The sequence below is a fragment of the Vreelandella sp. 162(4c) genome (assembly GCF_058152265.1).
The window spans coordinates 1,714,299-1,736,986 of sequence record NZ_CM176981.1 but is presented as its reverse complement, the minus strand read 5'-3'; the positions used below and the strand labels follow the sequence as shown (position 1 = coordinate 1,736,986).

Here is a 22,688-nt window from a genome sequence, read left to right as displayed (position 1 = left end):
TGAAGATCACGCTGCGACCCAGCGCCGCATTGTGTGAGTGGCGAGAAAGGGGCTTTACGTGTAGAGTTCGACGCGAAATCAATATGCCAGGAGAGACGCTTGAGCCTGTGTCTACAAGCCCGACAGCTTGCCTGTGAACGCGATGACCGCTGGCTGTTTCAAGGGTTGGATCTGGAGGTTCGCAGCGGTGAAATAGTGCGAATTGAAGGGCCCAATGGTAGTGGTAAAACCAGCCTTCTGAAAATTCTCTCCGGCCAGCTCAGTGACTACCAGGGCGAACTGTTCTGGAATGGCGCTGCGATGAACGAGACACGCGAACATTTTCTCGCGAATCTGCTCTATTTAGGACACGCACCAGGCATTAAATCAGGGCTTTCACCGTTAGAAAATTTAGCCTGGTACCAGGCCTTAAGCGGGGAAAGTGGTAATGAAGATCAGCGCTTGGAAGCCCTTGAACGGGTTGGGTTGGCAGGCTTTGAAGATGTGCCCGCAGGGCAACTCTCGGCAGGCCAACAGCGCCGTGTTGCCCTGGCGCGCTTAACGTTAACGCCGCGCGCCCTATGGGTACTGGATGAGCCTTTTACCGCGATTGATCGCCACGGCGTCGCTGATCTAGAAAGACAGCTGGTTGCCCACGCTCAGGCGGGGGGCTGCGTGTTAGTAACGACACACCACGAGTTAACCGCTTCACCGTTGCTCAGACGGATATCCCTAGGGTAGAAAGCAGGACTGTCTCAATTGGAAATAGCGGCTTAAATAACGCTCGACAGCGTGGTGCCAGGGGAGGTTGAAGCGAGGGTCTTTTGTCATGGATGACAAAAGTAGCGCCCAGGGAGGGGTTTACAGCGCCCTCGCGGAAACCTCCACTGGGCACCGATGCTTGTATGGTAGAGGAGAAAGGGTTGCACAGCTCTTTACATGGCGCTTCAAATAGCTCTTCACAAAGCTCGGAGACCACCCAACAGGTTTCAGCAGTGCCACTGCGTGAGCATAATGGTGGGTTAATGACCGCAGTGAAGGCCACGCTCGTGCGTGACTTAACGCTATTGCTGAGACGTCGTGGCGAAGTGCTCAATCCACTGGTGTTTTTTGCCCTGGTGATCACGCTGTTCCCGATCGCTATTTCGCCCGATCCTGAGCTGTTAGCGGTGATTGCACCGGGTTTGCTGTGGGTCGCGGCTTTGTTAGCCGCGCTGCTTTCATTAGACAGCCTGTTTCGCAGCGATTATGACGACGGTAGTCTGGAGCAACTGCTATTGGCGCCGCAGCCGTTAGTCGCGCTAAGTTTGGCCAAAGTGGCCGTACACTGGCTGCTGACAGGCCTACCGTTGGCGCTGATGGCGCCGATATTGGGTATTATGCTGGCGCTGCCGGCGGGTAGCTACGCAGTGCTGGCGCTGTCGCTTGCATTGGGTACGGCAAGCTTGAGTTTGATTGGCGCCATCGGTGCGGCGTTAACCGTTGGCTTGGCACGGGGCGGAGTGCTGCTCTCGCTACTGGTGCTGCCGTTGTATATCCCGGTACTCATTTTTGGCGCAGGCGCGGTGCAGGCGGCCATTTTTGGAGAGGGTGTCTCCGCACACCTGGCTATCCTGGGCGCGCTGCTCGCCGCCTCACTCATGTTGGCGCCGTGGGCGATTGCCGCATCGCTGCGTATCAGTATTAACGGTTAAGGACGGGACACGCTATGTGGGCCTTTATACACAAGCTGGGATCACCCAAGTGGTTCTACGGCATTAGTGCCAAATTACAGCCCTGGTTTTGGGCCGCGGCGGCGCTGTTGATCGTCACTGGCTCGCTGTGGGGGTTGGCGTTTGCGCCAGCGGATTACCAGCAGGGTAATAGCTTCCGAATTATTTACGTCCATGTGCCGGCGGCCTTTTTGGCTCAGTCTATCTTCATTGCCATGGCGGTTTCCGGCCTGGTGTTTATGGTCTGGAAAATTAAAGTCGCCGATATGGCGGCGGCGGTGATGGCGCCTCTTGGCGCAGCTATGACCTTTGTCGCGCTGTTTTCCGGTGCCGTATGGGGTGTGCCCACTTGGGGAACCTGGTGGATGTGGGATGCACGGCTAACGTCAATGCTGATCTTGCTGTTTTTGTACTTGGGCGTAATTGCTCTGCGTGGGGCTTTTACCAGCCGCGATAGCGCCTCACGGGCAGCCTCGGTGCTGGCCATGGTGGGGGTGATCAATATTCCCATCATCAAATACTCGGTGGACTGGTGGTATACCCTGCACCAGCCCGCTTCATTTACGCTGACCTCGCGCCCGGCCATGCCTACTGAAATGTGGCTGCCTCTGGTCATTATGGTGCTGGGTTTTTACTGCTTTTTCATTGCCTTAACGCTGATGCGCACACGCAGTGAAGTTTTGCGCCGCGAAGCTAACAAACGCTGGGTACAGGAATTGGTGACCGGCCAAGTGGTGAAAGTACCGGCAGAGGAGGCTCGCTAATGGCGTTTGACTCATTTTCCGAATTTCTCGCCATGGGTGGTCACGCGCCTTATGTGTGGTCTGCCTGGGGCGTGACAGCGCTACTGCTGCTCGCCACCGTATGGCATGCGCGTGCTGAACAGCGCCAATTGATCAAAGGCTTGAAACGCCGTGCAAGACGCGCAAACAGCGCAAGGGGAAACGCCCAATGACGCCTAAACGTAAACAGAAACTCTTTATTATCCTGGGCCTTGTGTCGCTGGCCGCGATTGCCGTGGGGCTGACCCTGTACGCGCTGCGCGCTAACATCAATCTGTTTTTCAGCCCGGTACAGATCGCCCAGGGCGACGCGCCCATGGAGCGGCAGATTCGCGCCGGTGGCATGGTGAAAGAGGGTTCAGTATCCCGTGACCCCGAGAGCCTGGACGTCGAGTTTGTCGTCACCGATTACGTTGATGACCTGGAGGTCTACTACAGCGGCATCCTGCCCGACTTGTTCCGCGAAGGCCAAGGCGTGGTAGTGATCGGAGAGCTTCAGTCCGATGGTCGTTTGTACGCCGATAAAGTGCTTGCGCGCCACGATGAGAACTATATGCCCCCTGAAGTCGCCCAGGCACTTGAAGAGGCGGGCTATTCGCCAGCCGACTACCAGGCCAAAGCCGCGGAAGTGGGTAAACGCCTGGACGAAGAAGGCGTACCCCAAGCAAGCGAATACTAAGACCCACCGTTTAACCGCCTTGCCTTACCGCCAGTGCTGGTTCGGAGCGCACATGTTTATCAAAATGATTCCTGAAATTGGCCACTTTGCCCTCATTATCGCGTTGCTGATGGCGGCGGTGCAGGCCGTGATGCCGCTGGCCGGTGCGGCCACCCGGCGCCCGCTGTGGATGGCCTATGGTCAGCCCATGGCGGTGGGGCAGTTTGTGTTCATTGCCATTGCCTACGCCTGTTTGACCGCCAGCTATATGCTGGACGACTTTAGCGTGGCGAACGTGGCCAACAACTCCAACTCGCTGCTGCCCTGGTACTACAAGTTCAGCGCGGTGTGGGGCAACCATGAAGGGTCGGTGCTGCTGTGGAGCTTTATGCTCGCGGGCTGGGGGTGTGCGGCCAGCCTGTTTACCGGCAACCTGCCGCGGGATATGGTCGCGCGAGTAATGGGCGTGATGGGTATGGTTTGCGTCGGCTTCTTACTGTTTATTCTGATGACATCGAACCCCTTCGAGCGGCTACTGCCCGGTATGCCCCAGGATGGCGCCGACCTTAACCCGCTGTTGCAAGACTTCGGGCTAGTGGTGCATCCGCCGATGCTCTACATGGGCTATGTGGGCTTTTCCGTGGTCTTTGCATTTGCCATTGCAGCGCTGATGGGCGGTCGTTTAGACGCGGCCTGGACGCGCTGGGCAAGGCCCTGGACGAATCTGGCCTGGGCATTCCTGACCGTGGGTATCGCGTTAGGCAGTTGGTGGGCCTATTACGAGCTTGGCTGGGGTGGCTGGTGGTTCTGGGATCCGGTCGAAAACGCTTCACTGCTGCCCTGGCTGACGGGAACCGCACTGGTTCACTCACTCGCGGTCACCGAGAAGCGCGGCTCGTTTAAAAGCTGGACCGTGCTGTTGGCGATCTCGACCTTCTCGCTGTCGCTAATGGGCACTTTCCTGGTGCGCTCTGGGGTGCTGACCTCGGTGCATGCGTTCGCCAACGACCCGGCCCGCGGTTTCTTTATCCTGATGCTGCTGGCCATTACGGTAACGCTGTCGCTGCTGGTGTTTGCCCTGCGCGCTCCGCGGGTAAGTCATAAGGTGGGGTTTAACTGGCTCTCCCGGGATGCGCTGCTGCTGGTTAATAATATCTTTCTGGTGATTATGACCGTCACCGTGCTACTGGGTACCGTCTATCCGCTGATTCTGGATTCTCTGGGGCTGGGGAAAATCAGCGTGGGCCCGCCTTACTTTAATACCCTGTTTGTGCCGCTTACCGTGTTGATGTGTATCTTTATGGGGCTTGGCTCGGTAACGCGCTGGAAGAGCATGGCGGCACGGGATCTGATTCGTAAACTGTGGTTAGCCGGTGTGGCCGCATTGGTGATCGGCATATTAATGCCGCTGCTGTACCGTGGCGAGTGGAACCTGTTTGTCTCCCTGGGCATTGTCTCTGCACTCTGGATTGTGCTGCCGATGGTGCGCGATGTATTCGATAAAACCCGCCACGCCAGTTCGTTTTTGGCCGGTGTTCGTAAGCTCTCCCTGGCTTATTGGGGCATGGTGTTGGGGCACGTAGGTGTTGCGGTCACTATCGTCGGCGTGACGGTAGTGTCCAACTACAACATTGAGCGCAACGTGCGCATGTCGCCGGGCACCACGGTCGAAGTCGCGGGCTATCAGTTCACCATGACCGAGTTAACCGAGCGTCGTGGCGCTAACTTCCTGGCGGACACCTCGATTCTACAAGTGCAGCGCGGCGACTCAGGCAGCAGCTTTACCATGCGGCCCGAAAAGCGTCTCTACCTGGCCACCGGTATGCCGATGACGCAAGTGGCCCTGCGCCCAGGGCTGTTCCGCGACCTCTATGTCGCCATGGGTGAGAACCTGGGCGATGGCAGTTGGGCAATGCGGGTGCAGTATAAGCCGTTCGTCCGTTGGCTCTGGCTGGGCGCACTGCTAATGGCGTTTGGCGGTGTATTGGCGGTGCTCGACAAGCGCTACCGCCGTACCGCATCCACCCGTGAAGCGCCCAAAGTGGCTAGCCAGGATGATAGTACTCAGAACAGCGCACGGGAGGCCACGGCATGAAGCGACGGCTACTGCTATTACTGTTGCCGGTGTGTTTTTTAGCCCTGGCGCTGTTCTTTTACCAAGGCCTCTCGCTGGACCCCTCCCAGCGGGATTCAGCGCTGATGGCGCGGGAGTTCCCGACCTTTGAAGCCAGCACGCTGCGTGATGAGAATCGCCGCGTTGACCAAACGCTGTTAAAGGGTGAGGTGACGTTGGTGAATGTGTGGGGCGAGTGGTGTCCGGCCTGTAAGCAGGAGATGCCGCAACTGCTGGAACTGGCTGATAACGACATTCGCATGGTCGGGGTCAACTACCGCGATACCCGCGAGAAAGGCATGCAGTTTCTCAGCGAATTTGGCGATCCGTTTGAAGTTAATATTTTTGATCCGGAAGGCGAGCTAGGGTTTGATCTTGGCGTCTACGGCGCCCCGGAGACATTCCTGGTCGATGCCGACGGGGTCATTCGCTATCACCATAAAGGCTACGTATCACCGCAAGACGTGCGCGAGCGAATTCTTCCGGAGGTGGAAAAATGGCGCTAATGCGAACCATGGCAGCGCTACTACTGCTGGTCATAGCGTTTGGTGCAGCGGCAGGTGGTATCGAACTGCGCGAATTTGACGACCCGGTCATGGAGAAGCGCTATCACGATTTAACCGCCTCCATGCGCTGCCCACTGTGTGAAAACCAAGCCATAAACGATTCCGATGCACCCATTTCGGCAGATATGCGTGAGCGGGTTTATCAACTGTTGCAAGACGGGCAGTCGGATATCGAAATTATCAACCATATGGTGCAGCGGTTTGGTGAATATATTCTCTACAACCCGCGTTTAGAGAGCCGTACCTACCTGCTTTGGGGCTTGCCCATCGCCCTGGTGTTGCTAGGTGCGATGGTGGTTGTGCTGATGATTCGCGCCCGCCGTAACGCCTCTGCTAAAGCGTTGAGCGCCGAAGAACGCCAGCGCATAGACGCGCTGACTAACCGTAAGGGGTCTTCATGACGCTGATCTGGATAGCCATTGCCATTCTACTGCTCCCCGCGCTGTGGCTGCTGGTTTCGCCGCTAAGAAACGCGCGTGCCCTGCATGACCAGCAGCGCGATTTTGAAGCCAACGACACCTCCGCCGAGCAGAACGTGGCGATTTTCAAGCGCCGCTTGGCGTCACTGGAAGCGGCTCTTGAACGCGGCGACATAGATGCCGCACGCTTTGAGGAAGACCGGCTGGAACTCGAGCGCAGCCTGCTGGAAGACACTGCTTTTCGCGAGCGTCGGCCGCTAAAGGCTGCCAGCGCCGGCCGTATTGTCGTGCCTGTGGTGATGCTCGCTGTGGTCGCTGTTAGCGTTATTTGGTATCAGCAAAAGGGCGCTGAGGGCGACCTGGTGCTACTGGCCGTGCAGCAAGAAGTGCAGAACGACCCTGATGGATCGCTTGCCATGTATATCGAGCGCATGGAGGAGCAGGCCGAACGCCAGCCGGATAACCCTAATGTGTGGAGCGAGCTGTTTCCGCTCTACCGTGAAACCGGACAAATGCCCAAGGCCGTGGACGCCCTGGAGCGCCTGATCGAGATTGAAGGGCGCATTCCACCGCTGCTTGCGCAGTTGGCGCAGATTCGTTTCTTTATGGCTGAGCGCGAGCTTACCGACGAAGTACAAGCGTTGGTCGACGAGACGTTGGAGCAGGATCCCCGCCAGCCCACCGTGCTGGGCTTGCTGGGCATTAATGCCTTCGACAACGGCGATTACGAGCAGGCTATTGACCACTGGCGCCGGGCGATTGCCAATATCGAGGATCCCAACACTGTGTCCTCGCTACGCGACGGCATTCGCGTGGCTCAGGAGCGATTGGGTATTGAACCCGAAGAAGCCGTCACCGAGGGCACCGGCATTCGTGTGCGTGTCTCGCTGGATGAGGAGCTCGTCGGGCGCGTAGATGGCGATGCCAGCGTCTTTATTACCGCCCGCGATATTGAGGGCGAGTTACCGCCCCTGGCCGTGGTGCGGGCACAGGTATCCGAGCTGCCTATGACCGTGACGCTAGATAACAGTGTCGCAATGTCTCCCCAGGCGCAAATATCCCAGGTACAGGAAGCCCGTTTAGTGGTGCGTGTTTCTCCTTCTGGCCAAGCAGCGCCCCAGCCCGGGGATCTGTTTGGTGACCTTGAGAGCGTCAGCATCGGGCCAATTGAAGACGACGAAGCGGCCGAAGTGGTGATTAACCGTGTCTTTGAATAATCGCAACAGGAACGCCGCTTCGGTATGCGCTTAACGTCGATTCGCTTAGTCGGGTTTAAGTCCTTTGTGGATCCCGTCACGGTGCCCTTTGATGGCAATATGACCGCCATCGTAGGCCCCAACGGCTGCGGTAAATCCAATATTATCGACGCCGTGCGCTGGGTAATGGGGGAGTCATCCGCCAAAACCCTGCGCGGCGAATCCATGGCCGACGTTATCTTTAACGGCTCCACCGGCCGTAAACCAATCAGCCAGGCGTCCATAGAACTCAAGTTCGACAACCGTGATGGCGGCATGGGCGGCGTTTACGCCCAGTACGCGGAAATTGCCGTTAAGCGCTTGGTCACCCGCGACGGACAATCCAACTACTTCTTTAACGGCCAGAAATGCCGTCGGCGCGATATCGCCGACCTGTTTATGGGTACCGGTCTGGGGCCGCGCTCCTACGCGATTATCGGCCAGGGGATGATCTCGCGGCTGATCGAAGCCCGCCCCGACGATCTGCGCTCAACGCTTGAAGAGGCCGCGGGTATCTCCAAGTACAAAGAGCGCCGCCGGGAAACCGAAAACCGCATGCGGCGAACCCAGGAGAATCTGGAGCGACTGGACGATATTCGCGAAGAGCTGGATAAGCAGCTAGAGCGCCTCAAACGTCAGGCCGAAGCCGCCAAGCGCTATCAGGATCTCAAGGAACAGGAGTATCGGCTCAAGGGCGAGCTGGCGCTGCTGCGCGGGCGCGCCCTGCGTGCCGAGCAATCGCATCAAGAGAGCCGCGTTCGCGAATTGGAAATAGCGGTAGAAAAAGATGTCTTCGGTGTCCGCCAGTGCGAAACCCGCCTGGAGCAGGCCCGGGAGCAGCACGACGAACTTTCTGAGGTGCTCGATCGCCATCAGCAGCAGTTCTTTGAAACCACTACGCGCATCGCCCGTTTAGAACAGGATCAGGCCCACCGGCGTAGCCGTGAAACCCAACTGGCCAGCGACATCGCCACGGCTCGCCGCGAATTGGACGAGCAGCGCCGCGTTAGCGAAGGCGATCAGGAGCGCTTAGCCGCCATTGACGAGCGCTTTGACGATCTACTCCCCGAACATGAAGCGCTGGAGGAGCAGCTCGAAAGCCTGGAGCAGGCGCTGGCCGACGCGTCTCCCGCGCTGGAAGCCGCCGAGCAGCAGTGGGCCGATGCCGAAACCCGCTGGCGGGATGCCAGCCGCGATGCGGATCGTAGCCAGGATCAGTTGCGCGACCTTGAACAGCGTATTCAGCGTTTACAAGCGGAAAATCAGCGCCGCCGTCAGCAGCGCAGCGAGGTAGCCGATCTCACCGCGCTGCGTGAAGAGCACGCTGTGTGCCAGGCGCAGTTGACCGAGGCCGAGGAGCAGTCGGAAGGTTTTCAAACCCAGCGGGATCAATGGCAGCAGCGCTACGGCGATGCCAAAACAGCCTACCAGCAGGCCACTCAGACGCGGGACAATCAGCGCGCTGAACTCAGTCAGCGCCAGGGGGAGTTAGCCTCACTTCAAGCGTTGATTGATGCCGCCCTGGTGGATCACGATCCTGCTATTGGCACGACCTTGGAAGCGTATGGTTTAGCGGATGCCCCCCAACTGGGTGAAGCACTGCAGGTTGAGCCCGGCTGGGAAACGCTGGTGTCCTGGCTGCTCGCGCCCTGGCTCAATGCCCGCTTGGTGAACCGCCACCAACTGGCCGCTTTACCTGAAGCCTTAGCCACGGAGTGGCGGCTGATTGATCAAACACCACCCGCCGCCTCAACCTCTGGCCAGCGATTAGACAGCTTGGTCAAAGGCGCCGGTGCGTTGGGTGAATGGTTAGCGAGCATTCACTATACGCAAACGGCAGAACAAGCGGAGGCGCTGGTAGCGCACCTCGCACCTGGCGAAAGCGTGGTAAGCCAGGATGGCGTTTGGCTGGGCCGCGGCTGGCTGAACCAGCAGGCCAACGGCGAAGGTATCGACGGGCTGCTATTAACGCGCCGCCGCTACGCCGAACTGACCGCCCAGCGCGAAAGCGAAGAAGAGGCGCTGGCGCTGGCAGAAGCGCAGTGTGAAGCGGCCAGTGAAACCATTGAAACCCTGGAGCAGGCCCGTGAACAGCAGGCCGAACAGGAGCGCGCCCACGCCGCCACCCTGCAACAGCTGGCGGTAAAAGAGCGCAGCCTGGCCCAGCGCTTGGAACATCTGGAGAGTCGCGCCACTGAACTCGATGAAGAGCTTGCCCAGCTGCAAGAAGATGAGGCGGAGTTAGCGCTTACCATCGACGAGCAGCGTGCCCGCTGGCATGTGGCGATGGAACAGTTGGAAAGCGCGGCGCAAGCGCGGGAAACCAGCGCCGAACAGCGCAACCGGCAGCGTGAAGCGCGTGACCAGTTGACCCAGCAGCACGCCCCGCTCAAAGCGCAGCAGCAGGCGCTGGCGCTGGAGCGTGAACGCTTGAGTGCCGAGCGCGATAGTCTGCGCTCACAGCAGGCGCGTTCAAGTGACTCTGAAGAGCGGCTCTCGCTGCGGATTGCCGAGCTGGAAGAGTCACGGGAAATGCTGATCGAACCCGACGAGCTGGCCGGTGAAGAGCTTGAAGAGCTGCTTCATCAGCGCGAGCAGCAGGAAGGGCGCTTAAACGCCACTCGTCAGCAGGCTCAGGCACTGGCAGAACAGCTGCGTAACGATGAACTTGCCCGCCAGCAGCACGAGCGCAACCTGGAACAGAGCCGCGAGCAGCTCCAGCAGCGGCGCATGGACGTGCAGGCGCTGGCGCTTAAAGCCACCACCCAGGATGAGCAGCTAGCTGAGCTTGGTCATAACGTCGAGACTCTTGCCGAACAGTTACCCCAGGAAGCGACGGAAACCCGTTGGCAGGAACGCCTGGAAAGCACCACGGATAAAATTCGCCGCTTGGGGGCGATCAACCTCGCTGCCATTGAGGAGTACGACCAGCAGGCCGAGCGGCGAAATTATCTGGAAGCGCAGCATGCTGAGCTGACCGAAGCGCTGGAAACCCTCGAAAGGGCGATTAAGCGTATCGATCAAGAAACCCGTGTGCGTTTCCGCGAAACCTTTGATCAGGTGAACGCTGGGCTACAAACCCTTTTCCCTCGCGTATTCGGCGGCGGTGCTGCATGGCTAACGCTAACCGGCGATGATCTGTTGGAAACCGGCGTGGCGATTATGGCCCGCCCGCCGGGTAAGAAGAACAGCACCATTCATCTGCTCTCGGGCGGCGAGAAGGCGCTGACTGCGCTGTCGCTGGTATTTGCGATCTTTCAGCTTAACCCCGCGCCGTTCTGTATGCTGGATGAAGTCGATGCCCCCTTGGATGACGCCAACGTGGGCCGTTACGCCAGGCTGGTGAAAGAGATGTCTGAAAACGTTCAGTTTATCTACATCACCCACAACAAGATTGCCATGGAAGCCGCCGAGCGCTTGATGGGTGTCACCATGCAAGAGCCCGGCGTATCGCGGTTAGTCTCGGTGGGTATTGAAGAAGCGGCGGCGCTGGTCGATTAAACTAACTCCCTATCCTACCAAGCAGCAGTGAAAGCATTCTGATTGAGACCTGGGAGAACGAAGACTAAGCAGCAGAGTTCTTGGAAGAGCACTTCTGTTGAGAGCGTTTTTCCAAGGAGGCTATTGTCGAAAGCAGAGTTAGCGAAAGCACTATTGGCGATAGTAGAGTGAGCAAAGCTGAAGCGGCAAACGCCAAGTAGATAAACTTTTTGTTGGAAAAATGCGTAAAAAAATGTCCTAAAGCGTTCTTCTTAACTATATTAACCCTACTAATAGCGCGCTTGAGATGGTTAAACGGCTTATAGAGGCAATACGCAATGGCGGGTGTGTCGGTTGTCAAAACGGCTTTTCTTGCTTCTCGGATTCCTTTATAAAGCTATTTATAGATGTTAGATCTAATGATTGCGGCACTTTTGTTTGAAGTTAAGGTCAGATTTCTCTGGCCTAAAGAGAGGCAGAATTCTGCCATGGCGTGAAAATCGCGTTAAATGCAGCAAAAATTGGCCCTTTTGGTAGTAATCGCGCTATGCTTGGCTTTATTGATAGCAGGTAATTATTCAATAGCCGTTACCTATATTCAGGCATGACATTTTAGACACCGTGCCTTAGCAACCGGCAAGACGACCATGGAACGTTCGACATGGAACTAAGAGAGTGGCTAATCATTTTAGGGCTGGCGTTGGTATCGCTCATCGTTATTGACGGTGTGCGAAGACTTCAACGGCAGCGTCGTGTACCCCGTCTGGATCAGGCGGAGAAAGACCTATCCGGGAGTTCGCTAGATGATCCCGAGGAGGCTGCTAAAGCTGCGGAGATCAATTGGGAACTTCCAAATGGCGGTGCTCGAGTTGTTAAACCCGCAGACTATAGTGGCTTAGGTAATAAACCAAAGTTAGAACGTCAAGAGCATCCTGGGCCTTCTAGAGTGCTTTCAGAGTTTAGACGTTCCGCCTCTGCTAAAGCCGCCAAGCGCAAAGCTGATAAGGCAGATAAACTCGATAAAGCAGCATCAGTTGCTAAGCCAGCACCAAGCGTAGCCGTTAAGACAGAGCCGCCAGTCACTTCTGCGGCGACGTCTTCTGCTAGTTATGCTGCCCACAATGCGCCCACTGAACATGAGCGCCGCGAGCCCAGTATCTCAATGACTGACTCTGCACAAACTGGCTCTCCTCAAACTGAGAGGCCGCAGGTCAAGGCGACAGTACCTTCGCAGCCGGAACCACAAAGCGAGCAGCCTGCGTATTCTGCTGCAACGCCTAGCTCTCCGGTGGCAGAAGAGAACGTTGAAGCGTCTCAACCTGCTGCTTCAGATGCTATCTCGTTCACCGCCAGTGACGCAGCTGCCACTGAAACAGACAGCGAAATGGCGGCACAGCCTCGCACTCAGCAGGAACCAGAGCACACCCAGGAGCCTGTGCTGCGGGCTGAGCCAGAAGATGCAGTATTTGCTAAACACGCCAATGAGCATTCGCCGAAACGGCGTCAGTTGCGTTCTGATACAGCGGGCGAATACGACGAGTTGGATGATGACGAAGTTGATGAGTATCGCCTGGTCGACTTTGAAGGCATGGGGCGCTCGCTGAAGCGTCGTTTGATTGCGCGGCGTAAAGAGAAGCAGCGCAAAAAAGCTGAGAAAGCGGTGCGTGATCAAGCCTTGGCCCAACAGAAGGCCGAGCGCAAAGCGCTGGAAGCAGAGCAGAAGCGTGAAGCCAAAGAAGCCGCTGACGCAGAGCGTGCCCGCCTTGCTCAAGAGCAGGCCCAAGCTCGTGAAGAAGCGGCTGCCGCCGAAAGGCTAGCCGCCCAGCAGCATGCTGCCGATGAAGAGGCGCGTCGCTACGCAAGCCATGAGTATGCAGCCCACGAAGAAGGTTTTGAAGAAAGCTTCGAGGCAGACGCTTATGATGGCCAAACGGCCGGCGAGCGTGGTATGAACGAGCGAGTCCGCGTACACCCAACGTTAGAAAAAGCTCTGCGCCATGATGTGAACGGTGAACACGCTAAAGAGACGCTGTCCAATGCCGAAGAAGTCGTGGTGATTAGCGTTCTGTCCCGTGATCCAGAAGGCTTCGATGGCACCAAACTACTTGAGCTGATGATGGTGTGCGGTTTGCGCTACAGCAGTGAAATGGGTGTTTTCCACCGCTTTGAAACCGAGAGCGATGCTAGTGAGCTTCAGTTCTCGATGGTGAATGTGGTTAAACCGGGTACTTTCCCCATTGAAGAGATGGGTGAGTTTATGACGCCCGGTATCACGCTGTTGATGCCGCTACCTGGCGCCATCGATAGTGCCGCTGCCTTTGAGGCGATGGTAGAAACCGCCATGGTGGTGGTTCGCCATATGGGCGGCGAGCTAAAAGACGAAAACCGCAGCGTGATGACCGCACAAACGATCGAATTTGCCCGCCAGCGGGTGCGTGAGTTTGAGCGCCGCCATCGCCTGCATCGTCAACTGCAAGCCCGCTAATCGTCGCCTACTAACCGACGAAGCAGCACTTGCTGTGAAACACCCGCCTTCTTGCCAGGAGGCGGGTGTTTCTGTTCAATACGCTGTTGTTTTGTCATTTTTTATGTTTTTGAAATTTAGCTTTTGAAATTTAGCTTTTGCGTTTTCGCTGCCGATTTTAGCTAGTACTGGAACCCACCCCAATGAGTCAGTCTGATTCTCAATCTCTGGAAGAGATTAACCAACTGCGGGCCGCCCTGGACGAGGCCAACTACCGTTACTACGTGCTGGATGAACCGACGCTGACGGATGCCGACTATGATCGTAAATTTCAGCGTTTACAGCAGTTGGAGGCTGAGCATCCGGAGTTGGTCACTCCCGATTCACCCACTCAGCGTGTGGGCGCTGCCCCTGCGGATGGCTTTCCATCGGTGGCCCACGCTATCCCCATGCTGTCGCTAGATAACGCCTTTAGCCGTGACGATATCCTCGCCTTTGCTGAACGGGTGGCCGAACGCCTCGAATGCACGGCAGACGGTCTTGAGTTTACCTGCGAGCCAAAGTTGGACGGCGCGGCCGTCTCGTTAGTTTATGAGCAGGGCATGCTGGTGAGCGGTGCGACTCGAGGTGATGGTCGCACCGGCGAAGGCATTACCTCTAATCTGCGCACGCTGCGCTCGGTGCCGCTCAAGCTAATGGGCAAAAACGTGCCCGCGCTGCTAGAAGTACGTGGCGAGGTAATTATGCGCCATGCGGGCTTTGAGGCGCTGAACGAGCGCGCCCGGGAAGAGGGCAGCAAGGTCTTTGCCAACCCCCGCAACGCGGCGGCAGGCAGCCTGCGCCAGCTGGATCCACGCATCACGGCAAAGCGCCCGCTAGAGTTTCATGCTTATCAGGCTGCGCGCTTGGAGCCAGACTTAGGGGATACTGCGCACAGCGAACTAATGCAGCGTTTGTCCACGTTAGGCTTTCGCGCCAGTTCAGAATTGAAGGTGGTCAAAGGCCCGCAGGCCGTTGCCGATTACTGTGACCAGTTAGGCGAAAGGCGAGACGATTTAGGTTTCGATATCGACGGCGTGGTGATCAAGGTGAACGACCTGCGCTACCAGCGTGAACTTGGCTTTGTTGCCCGCGCGCCGCGCTGGGCGGTGGCGTTCAAGTATCCGGCTCAGGAAGAGGTCACCACGCTTAACGATGTGGAGTTCCAGGTCGGCCGAACCGGGGCGATTACGCCCGTGGCGCGCCTGGAACCAGTCACCGTGGCCGGTGTGACGGTGTCTAACGCGACGCTGCACAACGCCGATGAAATCAAACGCTTGGATGTCATGATCGGCGATACGGTGTCGATTCGCCGGGCCGGTGATGTAGGTGTCACCCTGTAGCTCGGAGTTTCAAATAGGCTAATTTGTAAAATAATCATAGCTAGGTAGCAAATGCACCCAAGCGGTCGAGTTGATGACGATGAATCATAAAAATCAAGACAGAATTTCGGAGCTGAGAGCTCTTGTAGAAAAATACAATCATGAATATTACATTTTGGATGAGCCCTCCGTTACTGACTCCGAATACGACGAGCTAATGCGTGAGTTGAAGGAACTAGAAAGTGAAAATCTCGAGAGAAGTGATCCTTCATCACCCTCTCAGAAAGTTGGAGGAGGAGTAGCGAAGGGCTTTAAAAAGGTGAGGCACGAAGTTCCAATGCTTTCATTGGACAATGTGTTTGATTTCAGTGGCTTGGAAAATTTCATTCGAAGGATCGAGAAATCGTTTGGTACATCGAGTCCTGTAACATTTTGCGCAGAACCGAAGCTAGATGGATTGGCCGTTAGTCTGATATACGAGAATGGGGCTCTGGTCAGGGGGGCAACTAGAGGCGATGGCAGTGTTGGTGAAGATGTAACACGGAATGTAAAAACCATCCGTAATGTGCCTCGAACGCTATCAAATATTAATGCTCCTAATAGGCTTGAGGTTAGGGGTGAGGTCGTAATTCCTGTGGTAAAGTTTGAAGAACTTAATGAACGCCTAGCGAGCGAAGGAAAAAACTTGCTCGTAAATCCACGAAACGCGGCATCTGGGAGTTTGAGACAGCTGAATGTTGATGTAACAGCACGTAGGCCTCTAGAGTTTTTTGCATATGGAGTCGGCGTTTGTGAAGGTAAAGAGCTCCCTGCTAGCCAGTTTGAGCGACTAATTTATCTCAAAGATCTGGGGTTTGCACTTCCGAAAGAAAGTACGACTAAAGTTGGAGTATCTGGTTGTCACGACTACATTGAGGAGCTTATGGCTTCTCGTTCAGCCCTTCCGTATGAGATTGATGGGGTCGTTTTTAAAGTTGACTCAATTGTTCAACAGGAGTCACTTGGCTTCATTACAAATGCTCCCAGGTGGGCAATCGCTCATAAATTTCCAGCCCAGGAAGGTAAGACCCGATTGGAAAACGTTGAGTTTCAAGTTGGGAGAACTGGAAAGATAACGCCAGTTGCAGTTCTGATGCCAGCTTTTATAGGAGGAGTGACAATAAGTCGTGCTTCGTTACACAATGCGAATCAAATTGAGCGCCTTGGCCTTTGTATAGGTGATGAGGTGATCATTCGCCGCGCAGCAGATGTCATCCCGCAGGTCATGTCTGTATCAACCAAGGGGGCAGATAGAAAGCCCATCATATTTCCTCAATCCTGCCCAGTATGCAAATCAGATATTGAAAAGGTTGAAGGGGAAGCTGATGCAAGATGTACCGGTGGGCTAGTTTGTAAAGCGCAGTTGATAGAAGCAATAAGACATTTCTGCTCTAGAAATGCCATGAACGTAGTTGGTCTAGGTGAAAAAATTATTGAGGAGTTGGTTAGGCAAGAGATAGTCAAAAGCCCCGCTGACCTTTATACCCTAACCGCGCCCTCTTTATTGCATCTGGATCGAATGGGTCCTAAAAAGATTGAGAATATACTTCAAGCTATTGATAATTCTAAAGAAACGACATTTGATAAGTTCGTCTATTCATTAGGGATACGAGAAGTTGGAAAGGCTACAGCAAAGAACTTGGCACTATCCTTTGGGGATCTCAACAAACTCATAGTTGCTTCTATGGAGCAGTTGGTAGATGTTCCTGATATAGGAGAAATCGTCGCAACACATATCTATCACTTTTTTCGGCAGGAAAGAAACTTGTCGGTAATTAACGCGCTCATCGAGCAAGGCGTACGGTGGGAAGTAGTCCAGGTAGATGAGAGTTCGCAGCCGTTGAAAGGAAAAACGTTCGTTTTAACAGGTACTTTGAACAGTATGACTAGGTCTGAGGCACAGGAATCTCTGGAAAGCCTAGGCTGCAAAGTGTCTGGAAACGTGTCAACTCGCACATCTTACGTTGTGGCGGGAGAGAGTGCAGGGTCTAAGCTTACAAAAGCTAAAGACCTCGGTGTAGAGGTAATTAATGAAAGTGAGCTGATTCAGATGCTAGCTAAGTACGCAAAAGCATAGCCAGGTCAGTTTGACACATGCCGCATTGGGCGAAGTAGGACGGCGACAGTACTTCGATCAATTGTTGCTTTGACACACGGCCTCCGGGCCAGGAACCGATCTCGGCAGGTAACTTCTTGGCTACCGAGATCTGCTTCCATTGGGTAGTTCTGTTATACGGTGTCCTGATGGACAGATTCTACACTGGCGGCACCGATCAATCTGCTGCGTTAGTATTTATGCAGCTTTTCACTTAAGCGCCACATTTTGGTTGGCAAAAAGCTATTATTACCGACGTTGTTGAAATATAGAGGTGCCCGGCTGTGCTCTGAGCTCTACTTCTGTAGCTTTTTAAAATGGGGGAATGACCCATAGAGCAGACGGCTCTGATTCATCTTTGGTGGTCCTTACGTAGATGAATCAAAAGGTTTTTTGTTCATAAAACTTTATAAAAGAGGGCCTATATAAGAGACAAGAGGTGCTGGCGGTAGTATTCCGAGAAGCTAAGCGTTAGCAAGGGAGGCTCAAGAGACAGCATCTCACGCTCATTAATATTTTCTGCTGATAACGGTTGGCTATTACTCGCAGCTGGCTCACTCTCCTCAGTGCCGCCCATTTGACTGGAGCGCGCTTTCTCCAATCGTAGGTTCAGCTTTTGGGTTTGAAGCATCGCCTGATCTTCGGGTAAATCCTCAGCTATTCGCTGCGAATATTTACGCAGCAGTGGCTCGGCGATGACATAGAGCCATGCTGTTACATCTGAGTCGCCCATTTTGCGTAAAATGCGCCCTAAAACCTGCCGGTAATGCAGCTCTGTTCGAATCCTGCTCAGGTACGCACAAACGCATAACCGTTGGATATCCGTCCCTTCGGAAATCATGCTTACCGCGACAATCCAGCGCGTACTGTTATATCGGTATTGGTCAATTAGTTGATGCGCCTTCGGTGTTTGGCTAGTCACCACTACATAACTTTCACCCTTATGAAGCAAAAGCTCAGCGATTTGATGGGCATGTTCAATGTCAGTAGCAACGACTAGACCGCCAGCATTAGGCACGCTGTTCCGCTCTTTGTTGAGTCGTTTGATGCCAAGGTCTAGCACCGCATTCAGGATGTCGTCGTGTCGCAACAGGTCTTCGTAGCTGATTGGCGACTCACTAAGCAACTGTTGAAATGAGGAAAACGCTCTTACCGATGCTGTGCTTTCGTTCTCTTCGGTTAAGCGGATCAGTGGGTTATCGATGAGCGTAATTCGTGGCGAGCGGCATACACCGTCTTGAATGGCGGTTTTAAGGTCATAACGGTAATCGCAAATGAGTTTGCCTTCTGGATCGCTGTAACGAGCTAATGCGATAGGTAACTCATCCGAACGCCAGGGCGTTCCTGACAGCGCTAACGTGTAAGTGGCCGCATTTTGGATACGCTGAATTATCTGCTGGCCCCACGTGTTGCTGAGGAGCGGATCATGGCCTGCACAGTGATGTATCTCATCGAAAATGGTCAATGTGCGATATTCTGTGAATAACGTCCAAAAATCCTCAGGGTGATATTCCATTGATTGGTAGGTATAGGCAGCCCCTACTGACGCAAGCGTATCGCCAAACCGCTGATTCAATACGACGGTAAAGGTGCGCTGGATACCAGCCACCACTTCTCTCGTTGGCGCAAAGCAGATAACAAAATCAATATGTCCTTCTTCAAGGAGCCATCGAGTCATTTCAGCTGCCAGTCGGGTTTTTCCGCTCGCAGGTGTTGCTTGCACGAAAAAGTCGCTATGGAGTAAGTAGTGAACCTTCGCTAGCTCCAAGCACTCTGCTTGCCATCTCCGCAGCCTCGTGCTCATGTACCCTTTAGCCGATGTAGGGATTTTTCTAGTGCACGCACCCGGCCCATTAAGCGTGCGCTCCGGTCATAAGCATCACGATGATCAACCACGATACTCGCCTTAAGATCAGGGTATTCATCCATAAGCTCACGGAACGCCTCGACTTCACCCAGTGTAGAAAGGAATTCACTTTGCGTTTCCTTTAACACTTTCTCCAAGGCATATTGACTCGAAGCCTTTCTAGCACTGGGGCTCTGTTCACTACTATTTTCGTCTTTTGGAATAACGGTTGTCTCTGTTGTTTCATTTGCTGTTTGCGACACGAGCCGCTGGTGCCATGCTTCAAAACTTTCTCCCTCCAGGCTCAAGCCCGCTTCTCTAATTGAAGGCAAAACAAAATAGAGCTGATCGCGTTTGCGTTTTTCACTGTCTTTCTCCACCAAGCCAGCGGTGATTAGCTTTTTAATTCTTTCATAGATAAAACGCCTCAGAGCAGTGCGGTACTCAGCGGCTATGCCATGTTGGTGTGCATATTGGTCACGGAGGCTGCGTATAGTGAATTGAGCGTTATCAGTTTCTAAAAGGAGTTCGAAAATGCGCTCCTCAATCGAAGGGGGGGTACCCGACATGACCATCACCTAGGAGAGGTAAAAACGAAATGCGGATTATAGTCCGTGGCTAGGTAGGCCGCAACGAAGGATAGTCCCGCCAAAAGGAAATGAGGCGGGTATGGGTGAGCTAGCGAAGACTCTGGGACAAAATATCAGGGAAGAACGGAAGAAGAAGGGGCTTTCGCAAGATGCCTTTGCCTTAGCTGCTGGTATTGATCGCAGCTATATAGGAAGAGTCGAACGAGGAGAAGTTAATATCACCGTGGAAAAGTTATATGAGATTGCTGCCGTGCTCCAATGTGAACCAGCATCTCTTTTACCTGATCAAACCACCTTGGAACCAGAAGGGCACAAACCGGCCAAAAGCGGTTAGAACCAAAAAGAACATGGTGCCGGGTATTGATGCTTGTTAACGCAGACGTTAGCTTCATCAGAGAAAGGTTAATTTCTCCAAGTATGGATATCTATGAGTCCAGGGCCACGTACTCTTACCTAAGTTGCGTGGACATCCATGCTTATGGCTCTTTCACAGCTTGCATCAGCTGCACATGCTTTGGATAACGCAACGCTTCGTCTCTGAAAGCTGAAGTGTTGTACCTTAAATGCTCTGATCAAATGCTACGTTGCTGAAGCTATCGCAACAGTGGTGTGCGCACCGCCGAAAAAATCATGTTTTCGGTAGCTGATCGCAAAGTAGCATTAAACCCATTTCGAACAATTAATCTAAAGGACTGGCTTCATGGGTAATACAATAAACATGGAAGCTCGAAACTACCGCAGTGAAAAAGGTATTTCGCCCTTTCTAGCTAAGGCTGGAAAGCCTCGCACTGGAGAAGATCAGCTTCCTGGCTATTATTGCGAACAGCAACAAATGTGGGTGGTCGATACGGAGCAAGGCGCACTACCTATTATCAACGAGCAAGCGCTCTCGCAGCTGATGACCAAGACACGAGTGCATAATGAAGAGGATGACGACAACTATCTTGCGCTTGAACTGATTACCAAGACTTACCAGCAGCTCGAAAGTGACGACGACACCAGACCAACGGGATACAACAACCTCCTGCAGTTAATCACCAAGACAGATTCGATACAGGAAGTCGATGACAACTATTCCGCGAGCCAACTGCTGGAGCTAGTTACCAAAACCAAGGTAGAGCAGGAAACAGATGACGATGGTTTCCGAACCCTAGGATTTGATTGCTGACCCGGACCGATCGAGTTAAGGAAAGCGAATGCTTTTGTTAGTCACAAATCGCCGCGACATTACGATCGACTATGTCGTGGCTGAACTCAAACGCCGCCAGACGTCTTTTTTCCGCTTGAATACCGAAGAGCTGTCGACGGCTCGCTGCACAATGTCCGCATTTCCGAGAAGCGCATGGTCATTATCTTTCAGAGAGCGAATACTCCAGGGAGCCGATGTGCGCGCTGCGTATTTTCGACGTCCTGCTCCGCCTGCTAGCAACCTCACCATTTCGGATGACGGTGAAAGGGAATACGTGGGCGCGGAGTGGGAAGCCTTTCTGAAGAGCCTGTATGCGCGTCTGGAAGGCCTTTGGCTGAATTCGCCGATGGATATCTTTGCTGCTGAAGACAAACCAAAGCAACTGATGCTCGCGAGCGAGATCGGTTTCAACGTGCCGCAGGTTCAGATCACGAACGACATCGCCTCGATTCGTGAGGTTGCTAAGGCTGGACCCGCGATCGGGAAGCCGCTTCGGCAGGCTTTGATCAACGGAGACCAAGAAAGGGTGATTTTTACCACCCGACTGGAGATTCTTCGCGACAGCGACAAAGAATCAATTGCCTTGGCACCGTTCATCGCCCAGGCCGAAATCAAAAAACAGTATGACGTTCGAGTTACAGTCGTAGGCCGCCAGGTGTTCGCAACCGCAATCAAGTCGCAGGAACACGAAGAAACCACAGTGGATTGGCGCCAGGGGCGCCGGCCCGATCTCAAGCATGAACGCATTGAACTTCCTGGCGAGGTCAACGATCAGTGCTTGGCACTGATGGAATGCCTGAAACTACGTTATGGAGCGATTGACCTAATCTGCGATCAGCAGGGCAAACTGTGGTTTCTTGAGATCAACCCGAATGGCCAATGGGCCTGGATTGAAAACCTCACCGGCTACCCCATTGCCGCTGCGATAGTTGATGAACTTGAGGAAATTGCTCGGTGCCAAAGTTAATCCCTCAATGGCTGTGGCCTCGCCTTACGCTCTCATCTCAGCACGAGTGGCTTCAAAGTGAGAGGGACAAGGTCAACCAAGGTTCTTGGCTGGAAAAAAATGATGTCGCTCTGGAGGAGGCGCGCAGGCTTTTTGACGCAGAGCAGGAGCGCCGTCGTGGGGCTGATTCCAAAGCCGGGCTTTATCTCGCGGCGATTACAGCGCTGATGCCGATCCTGGCAACGATCCTCCCTCGTCTCTGGGATGATCAAATCAATAAAGCTTTGGCTGGCACCTTGCTGGGTATATTCATTTTCGCGCTGATATACCTTATGCGAGCAGGTTTATGGGCACTGAAGACCATCAAGACCTCTGCTGCAGCACAGCTAGGTGCAGGTGATATCGCAGAAACCTTCAGCTCCGATAGGCCTGAAGAGCAACTTGTGAAACATCTGCTGAGCGCCGTGATTTACAACTACAACGGCACAAACCAAAAGATCAGCTGCATAAAAATGACGCATGAGTACCTACTGCGCGCCTTCTTTTGCTTCGTAGCTTTTCTTGCAGTCCAAGCGGTTTGGCCGGTGGCAGCCTGGGCTGTTAGCCGAATTCATAATGAAATCGTCGCGCCGCTGATGAGCTGTCTCCAATAGGCTGCATGATACGATCTCAGAATCTTTAGCACTCACATAAGGACTGCATATGATCATGAAAATCAGGGTGCAAGACTATCGGGTCTAAGGTGATTCACCCTCAATCCAAACAAAGGCCTCAACATTTTGGTCGGCGGTAATGATGCGGGGTAATCGACCCTAATGGAGGCGGTTGTCGGCATCGGCGTCTGAGTTGGGCTGCATTGCCGGACCTGGCTCACTGACGGCCGTAGTACTCCACTTCTCGGTTCTTGGTACCGGCCCTAGGTGTGAATTACATTAATAAAAACGACTAAAAAACTGCTTGACTGGCATTGAATCGCCCCAGGTTTCGTAGACACTCCAGGCCTGATACCAGCTTACAGCTCATACGCTGGAAGACATCGTCAGCACAGCATTGCAGGCTCTCTACCTGGTTAAAGATAAACATATCCTTTTAATTGCAGCCCAGCGAGTGATGGATTTGTCCCTATATCACCGGTTGATAATCAATAAAGATGGTCAGCGAGAAAATTCTGCCGATCGAATCGCGGATGAGCGGAGCTTATCGAATGCCTTGAC

General features: G+C 54.2%; 18 protein-coding genes and 1 pseudogene. 17 read left to right on the top strand and 2 right to left on the bottom strand.

The window, feature by feature from the left end:
- The first annotated feature begins 99 nt into the window (after window positions 1–99).
- The 13 genes and pseudogenes from ccmA (at window position 100) to ligA (AC4EYZ_RS07755) (ending at window position 16,885) form a co-directional block, all read left to right on the top strand.
- Window positions 100–720 carry a cytochrome c biogenesis heme-transporting ATPase CcmA gene (gene ccmA / locus AC4EYZ_RS07815; RefSeq protein WP_342584773.1) on the top strand — a complete coding sequence of 207 codons (621 nt, stop codon included), beginning with the start codon at window positions 100–102 and terminating at the stop codon, window positions 718–720.
- Between the two features lie 284 nt (window positions 721–1,004).
- A complete protein-coding gene (ccmB, locus tag AC4EYZ_RS07810) occupies window positions 1,005–1,673 on the top strand; it encodes a heme exporter protein CcmB (RefSeq protein ID WP_223828158.1) in 669 nt (222 codons plus the stop codon).
- Window positions 1,674–1,687: 14 nt separating this feature from the next.
- Window positions 1,688–2,455 carry a heme ABC transporter permease gene (locus AC4EYZ_RS07805; protein WP_474192460.1) on the top strand — a complete coding sequence of 256 codons (768 nt, stop codon included), beginning with the start codon at window positions 1,688–1,690 and terminating at the stop codon, window positions 2,453–2,455.
- The gene (ccmD, locus tag AC4EYZ_RS07800; RefSeq protein WP_022519956.1) at window positions 2,455–2,646 is read left to right on the top strand and encodes a heme exporter protein CcmD; all 192 of its coding nucleotides are present in this window, start codon (window positions 2,455–2,457) and stop codon (window positions 2,644–2,646) included. Before AC4EYZ_RS07805 ends, ccmD begins: the two co-directional genes overlap by 1 nt.
- Window positions 2,643–3,152: a cytochrome c maturation protein CcmE gene (ccmE, locus tag AC4EYZ_RS07795; RefSeq protein ID WP_027957351.1), complete on the top strand. Its 510-nt coding sequence runs from the start codon at window positions 2,643–2,645 to the stop codon at window positions 3,150–3,152. The genes ccmD and ccmE overlap by 4 nt, the downstream gene beginning before the upstream one ends.
- Window positions 3,153–3,204: 52 nt before the next feature.
- Window positions 3,205–5,226: a heme lyase CcmF/NrfE family subunit gene (locus tag AC4EYZ_RS07790; protein WP_474192462.1), complete on the top strand. Its 2,022-nt coding sequence runs from the start codon at window positions 3,205–3,207 to the stop codon at window positions 5,224–5,226.
- Complete coding sequence (locus AC4EYZ_RS07785; protein WP_041157622.1) at window positions 5,223–5,750, top strand: DsbE family thiol:disulfide interchange protein; 528 nt, start codon at window positions 5,223–5,225, stop codon at window positions 5,748–5,750. The genes AC4EYZ_RS07790 and AC4EYZ_RS07785 overlap by 4 nt, the downstream gene beginning before the upstream one ends.
- Window positions 5,741–6,211, top strand: coding sequence for a cytochrome c-type biogenesis protein (locus AC4EYZ_RS07780; protein WP_039858734.1), 471 nt, complete (start codon window positions 5,741–5,743; stop codon window positions 6,209–6,211). The genes AC4EYZ_RS07785 and AC4EYZ_RS07780 overlap by 10 nt, the downstream gene beginning before the upstream one ends.
- On the top strand, window positions 6,208–7,446 hold the full coding sequence (gene ccmI, locus AC4EYZ_RS07775) for a c-type cytochrome biogenesis protein CcmI (RefSeq protein ID WP_474192463.1): 1,239 nt from the start codon (window positions 6,208–6,210) through the stop codon (window positions 7,444–7,446). Before AC4EYZ_RS07780 ends, ccmI begins: the two co-directional genes overlap by 4 nt.
- A gap of 24 nt (window positions 7,447–7,470) precedes the next feature.
- The gene (gene smc / locus AC4EYZ_RS07770; protein ID WP_490204211.1) at window positions 7,471–10,965 is read left to right on the top strand and encodes a chromosome segregation protein SMC; all 3,495 of its coding nucleotides are present in this window, start codon (window positions 7,471–7,473) and stop codon (window positions 10,963–10,965) included.
- 640 nt (window positions 10,966–11,605) lie between these two features.
- A complete protein-coding gene (gene zipA / locus AC4EYZ_RS07765; RefSeq protein WP_041157625.1) occupies window positions 11,606–13,429 on the top strand; it encodes a cell division protein ZipA in 1,824 nt (607 codons plus the stop codon).
- A 182-nt stretch (window positions 13,430–13,611) separates the two neighbouring features.
- Window positions 13,612–14,775, top strand: a pseudogene (ligA, locus tag AC4EYZ_RS07760) (NAD-dependent DNA ligase LigA); the annotation flags it as partial.
- A 94-nt stretch (window positions 14,776–14,869) separates the two neighbouring features.
- Window positions 14,870–16,885, top strand: coding sequence for an NAD-dependent DNA ligase LigA (gene ligA, locus AC4EYZ_RS07755; protein ID WP_141439947.1), 2,016 nt, complete (start codon window positions 14,870–14,872; stop codon window positions 16,883–16,885).
- A gap of 439 nt (window positions 16,886–17,324) precedes the next feature.
- On the opposite strand, the gene AC4EYZ_RS07750 is transcribed toward ligA (AC4EYZ_RS07755), so the two are convergent.
- Both AC4EYZ_RS07750 and AC4EYZ_RS07745 read right to left on the bottom strand, forming a co-directional pair.
- The gene (locus AC4EYZ_RS07750) at window positions 17,325–18,707 is read right to left on the bottom strand and encodes a DEAD/DEAH box helicase family protein (protein ID WP_141439946.1); all 1,383 of its coding nucleotides are present in this window, start codon (window positions 18,705–18,707) and stop codon (window positions 17,325–17,327) included.
- Window positions 18,704–19,318, bottom strand: a complete 615-nt coding sequence (locus tag AC4EYZ_RS07745; RefSeq protein ID WP_141439945.1) for a hypothetical protein — start codon at window positions 19,316–19,318, stop codon at window positions 18,704–18,706. Before AC4EYZ_RS07745 ends, AC4EYZ_RS07750 begins: the two co-directional genes overlap by 4 nt.
- 100 nt (window positions 19,319–19,418) lie before the next feature.
- On the opposite strand from AC4EYZ_RS07745, the gene AC4EYZ_RS07740 reads away from it, so the two are divergent.
- The 4 genes from AC4EYZ_RS07740 to AC4EYZ_RS07725 all read left to right on the top strand — a co-directional run bounded on the left by AC4EYZ_RS07740 (window position 19,419) and on the right by AC4EYZ_RS07725 (window position 22,127).
- A complete protein-coding gene (locus AC4EYZ_RS07740; RefSeq protein WP_141439944.1) occupies window positions 19,419–19,673 on the top strand; it encodes a helix-turn-helix domain-containing protein in 255 nt (84 codons plus the stop codon).
- A gap of 366 nt (window positions 19,674–20,039) precedes the next feature.
- Window positions 20,040–20,507 (top strand): hypothetical protein, encoded by a 468-nt coding sequence (locus tag AC4EYZ_RS07735; RefSeq protein ID WP_208797127.1) that lies wholly within the window; start codon window positions 20,040–20,042, stop codon window positions 20,505–20,507.
- Window positions 20,508–20,535: 28 nt separating this feature from the next.
- Window positions 20,536–21,495: an MvdC/MvdD family ATP grasp protein gene (locus tag AC4EYZ_RS07730; protein ID WP_141439943.1), complete on the top strand. Its 960-nt coding sequence runs from the start codon at window positions 20,536–20,538 to the stop codon at window positions 21,493–21,495.
- Entirely contained in the window at window positions 21,483–22,127 is a 645-nt protein-coding gene (locus tag AC4EYZ_RS07725; RefSeq protein WP_141439942.1) for a hypothetical protein, read from the top strand. The genes AC4EYZ_RS07730 and AC4EYZ_RS07725 overlap by 13 nt, the downstream gene beginning before the upstream one ends.
- Window positions 22,128–22,688 lie beyond the last annotated feature (561 nt).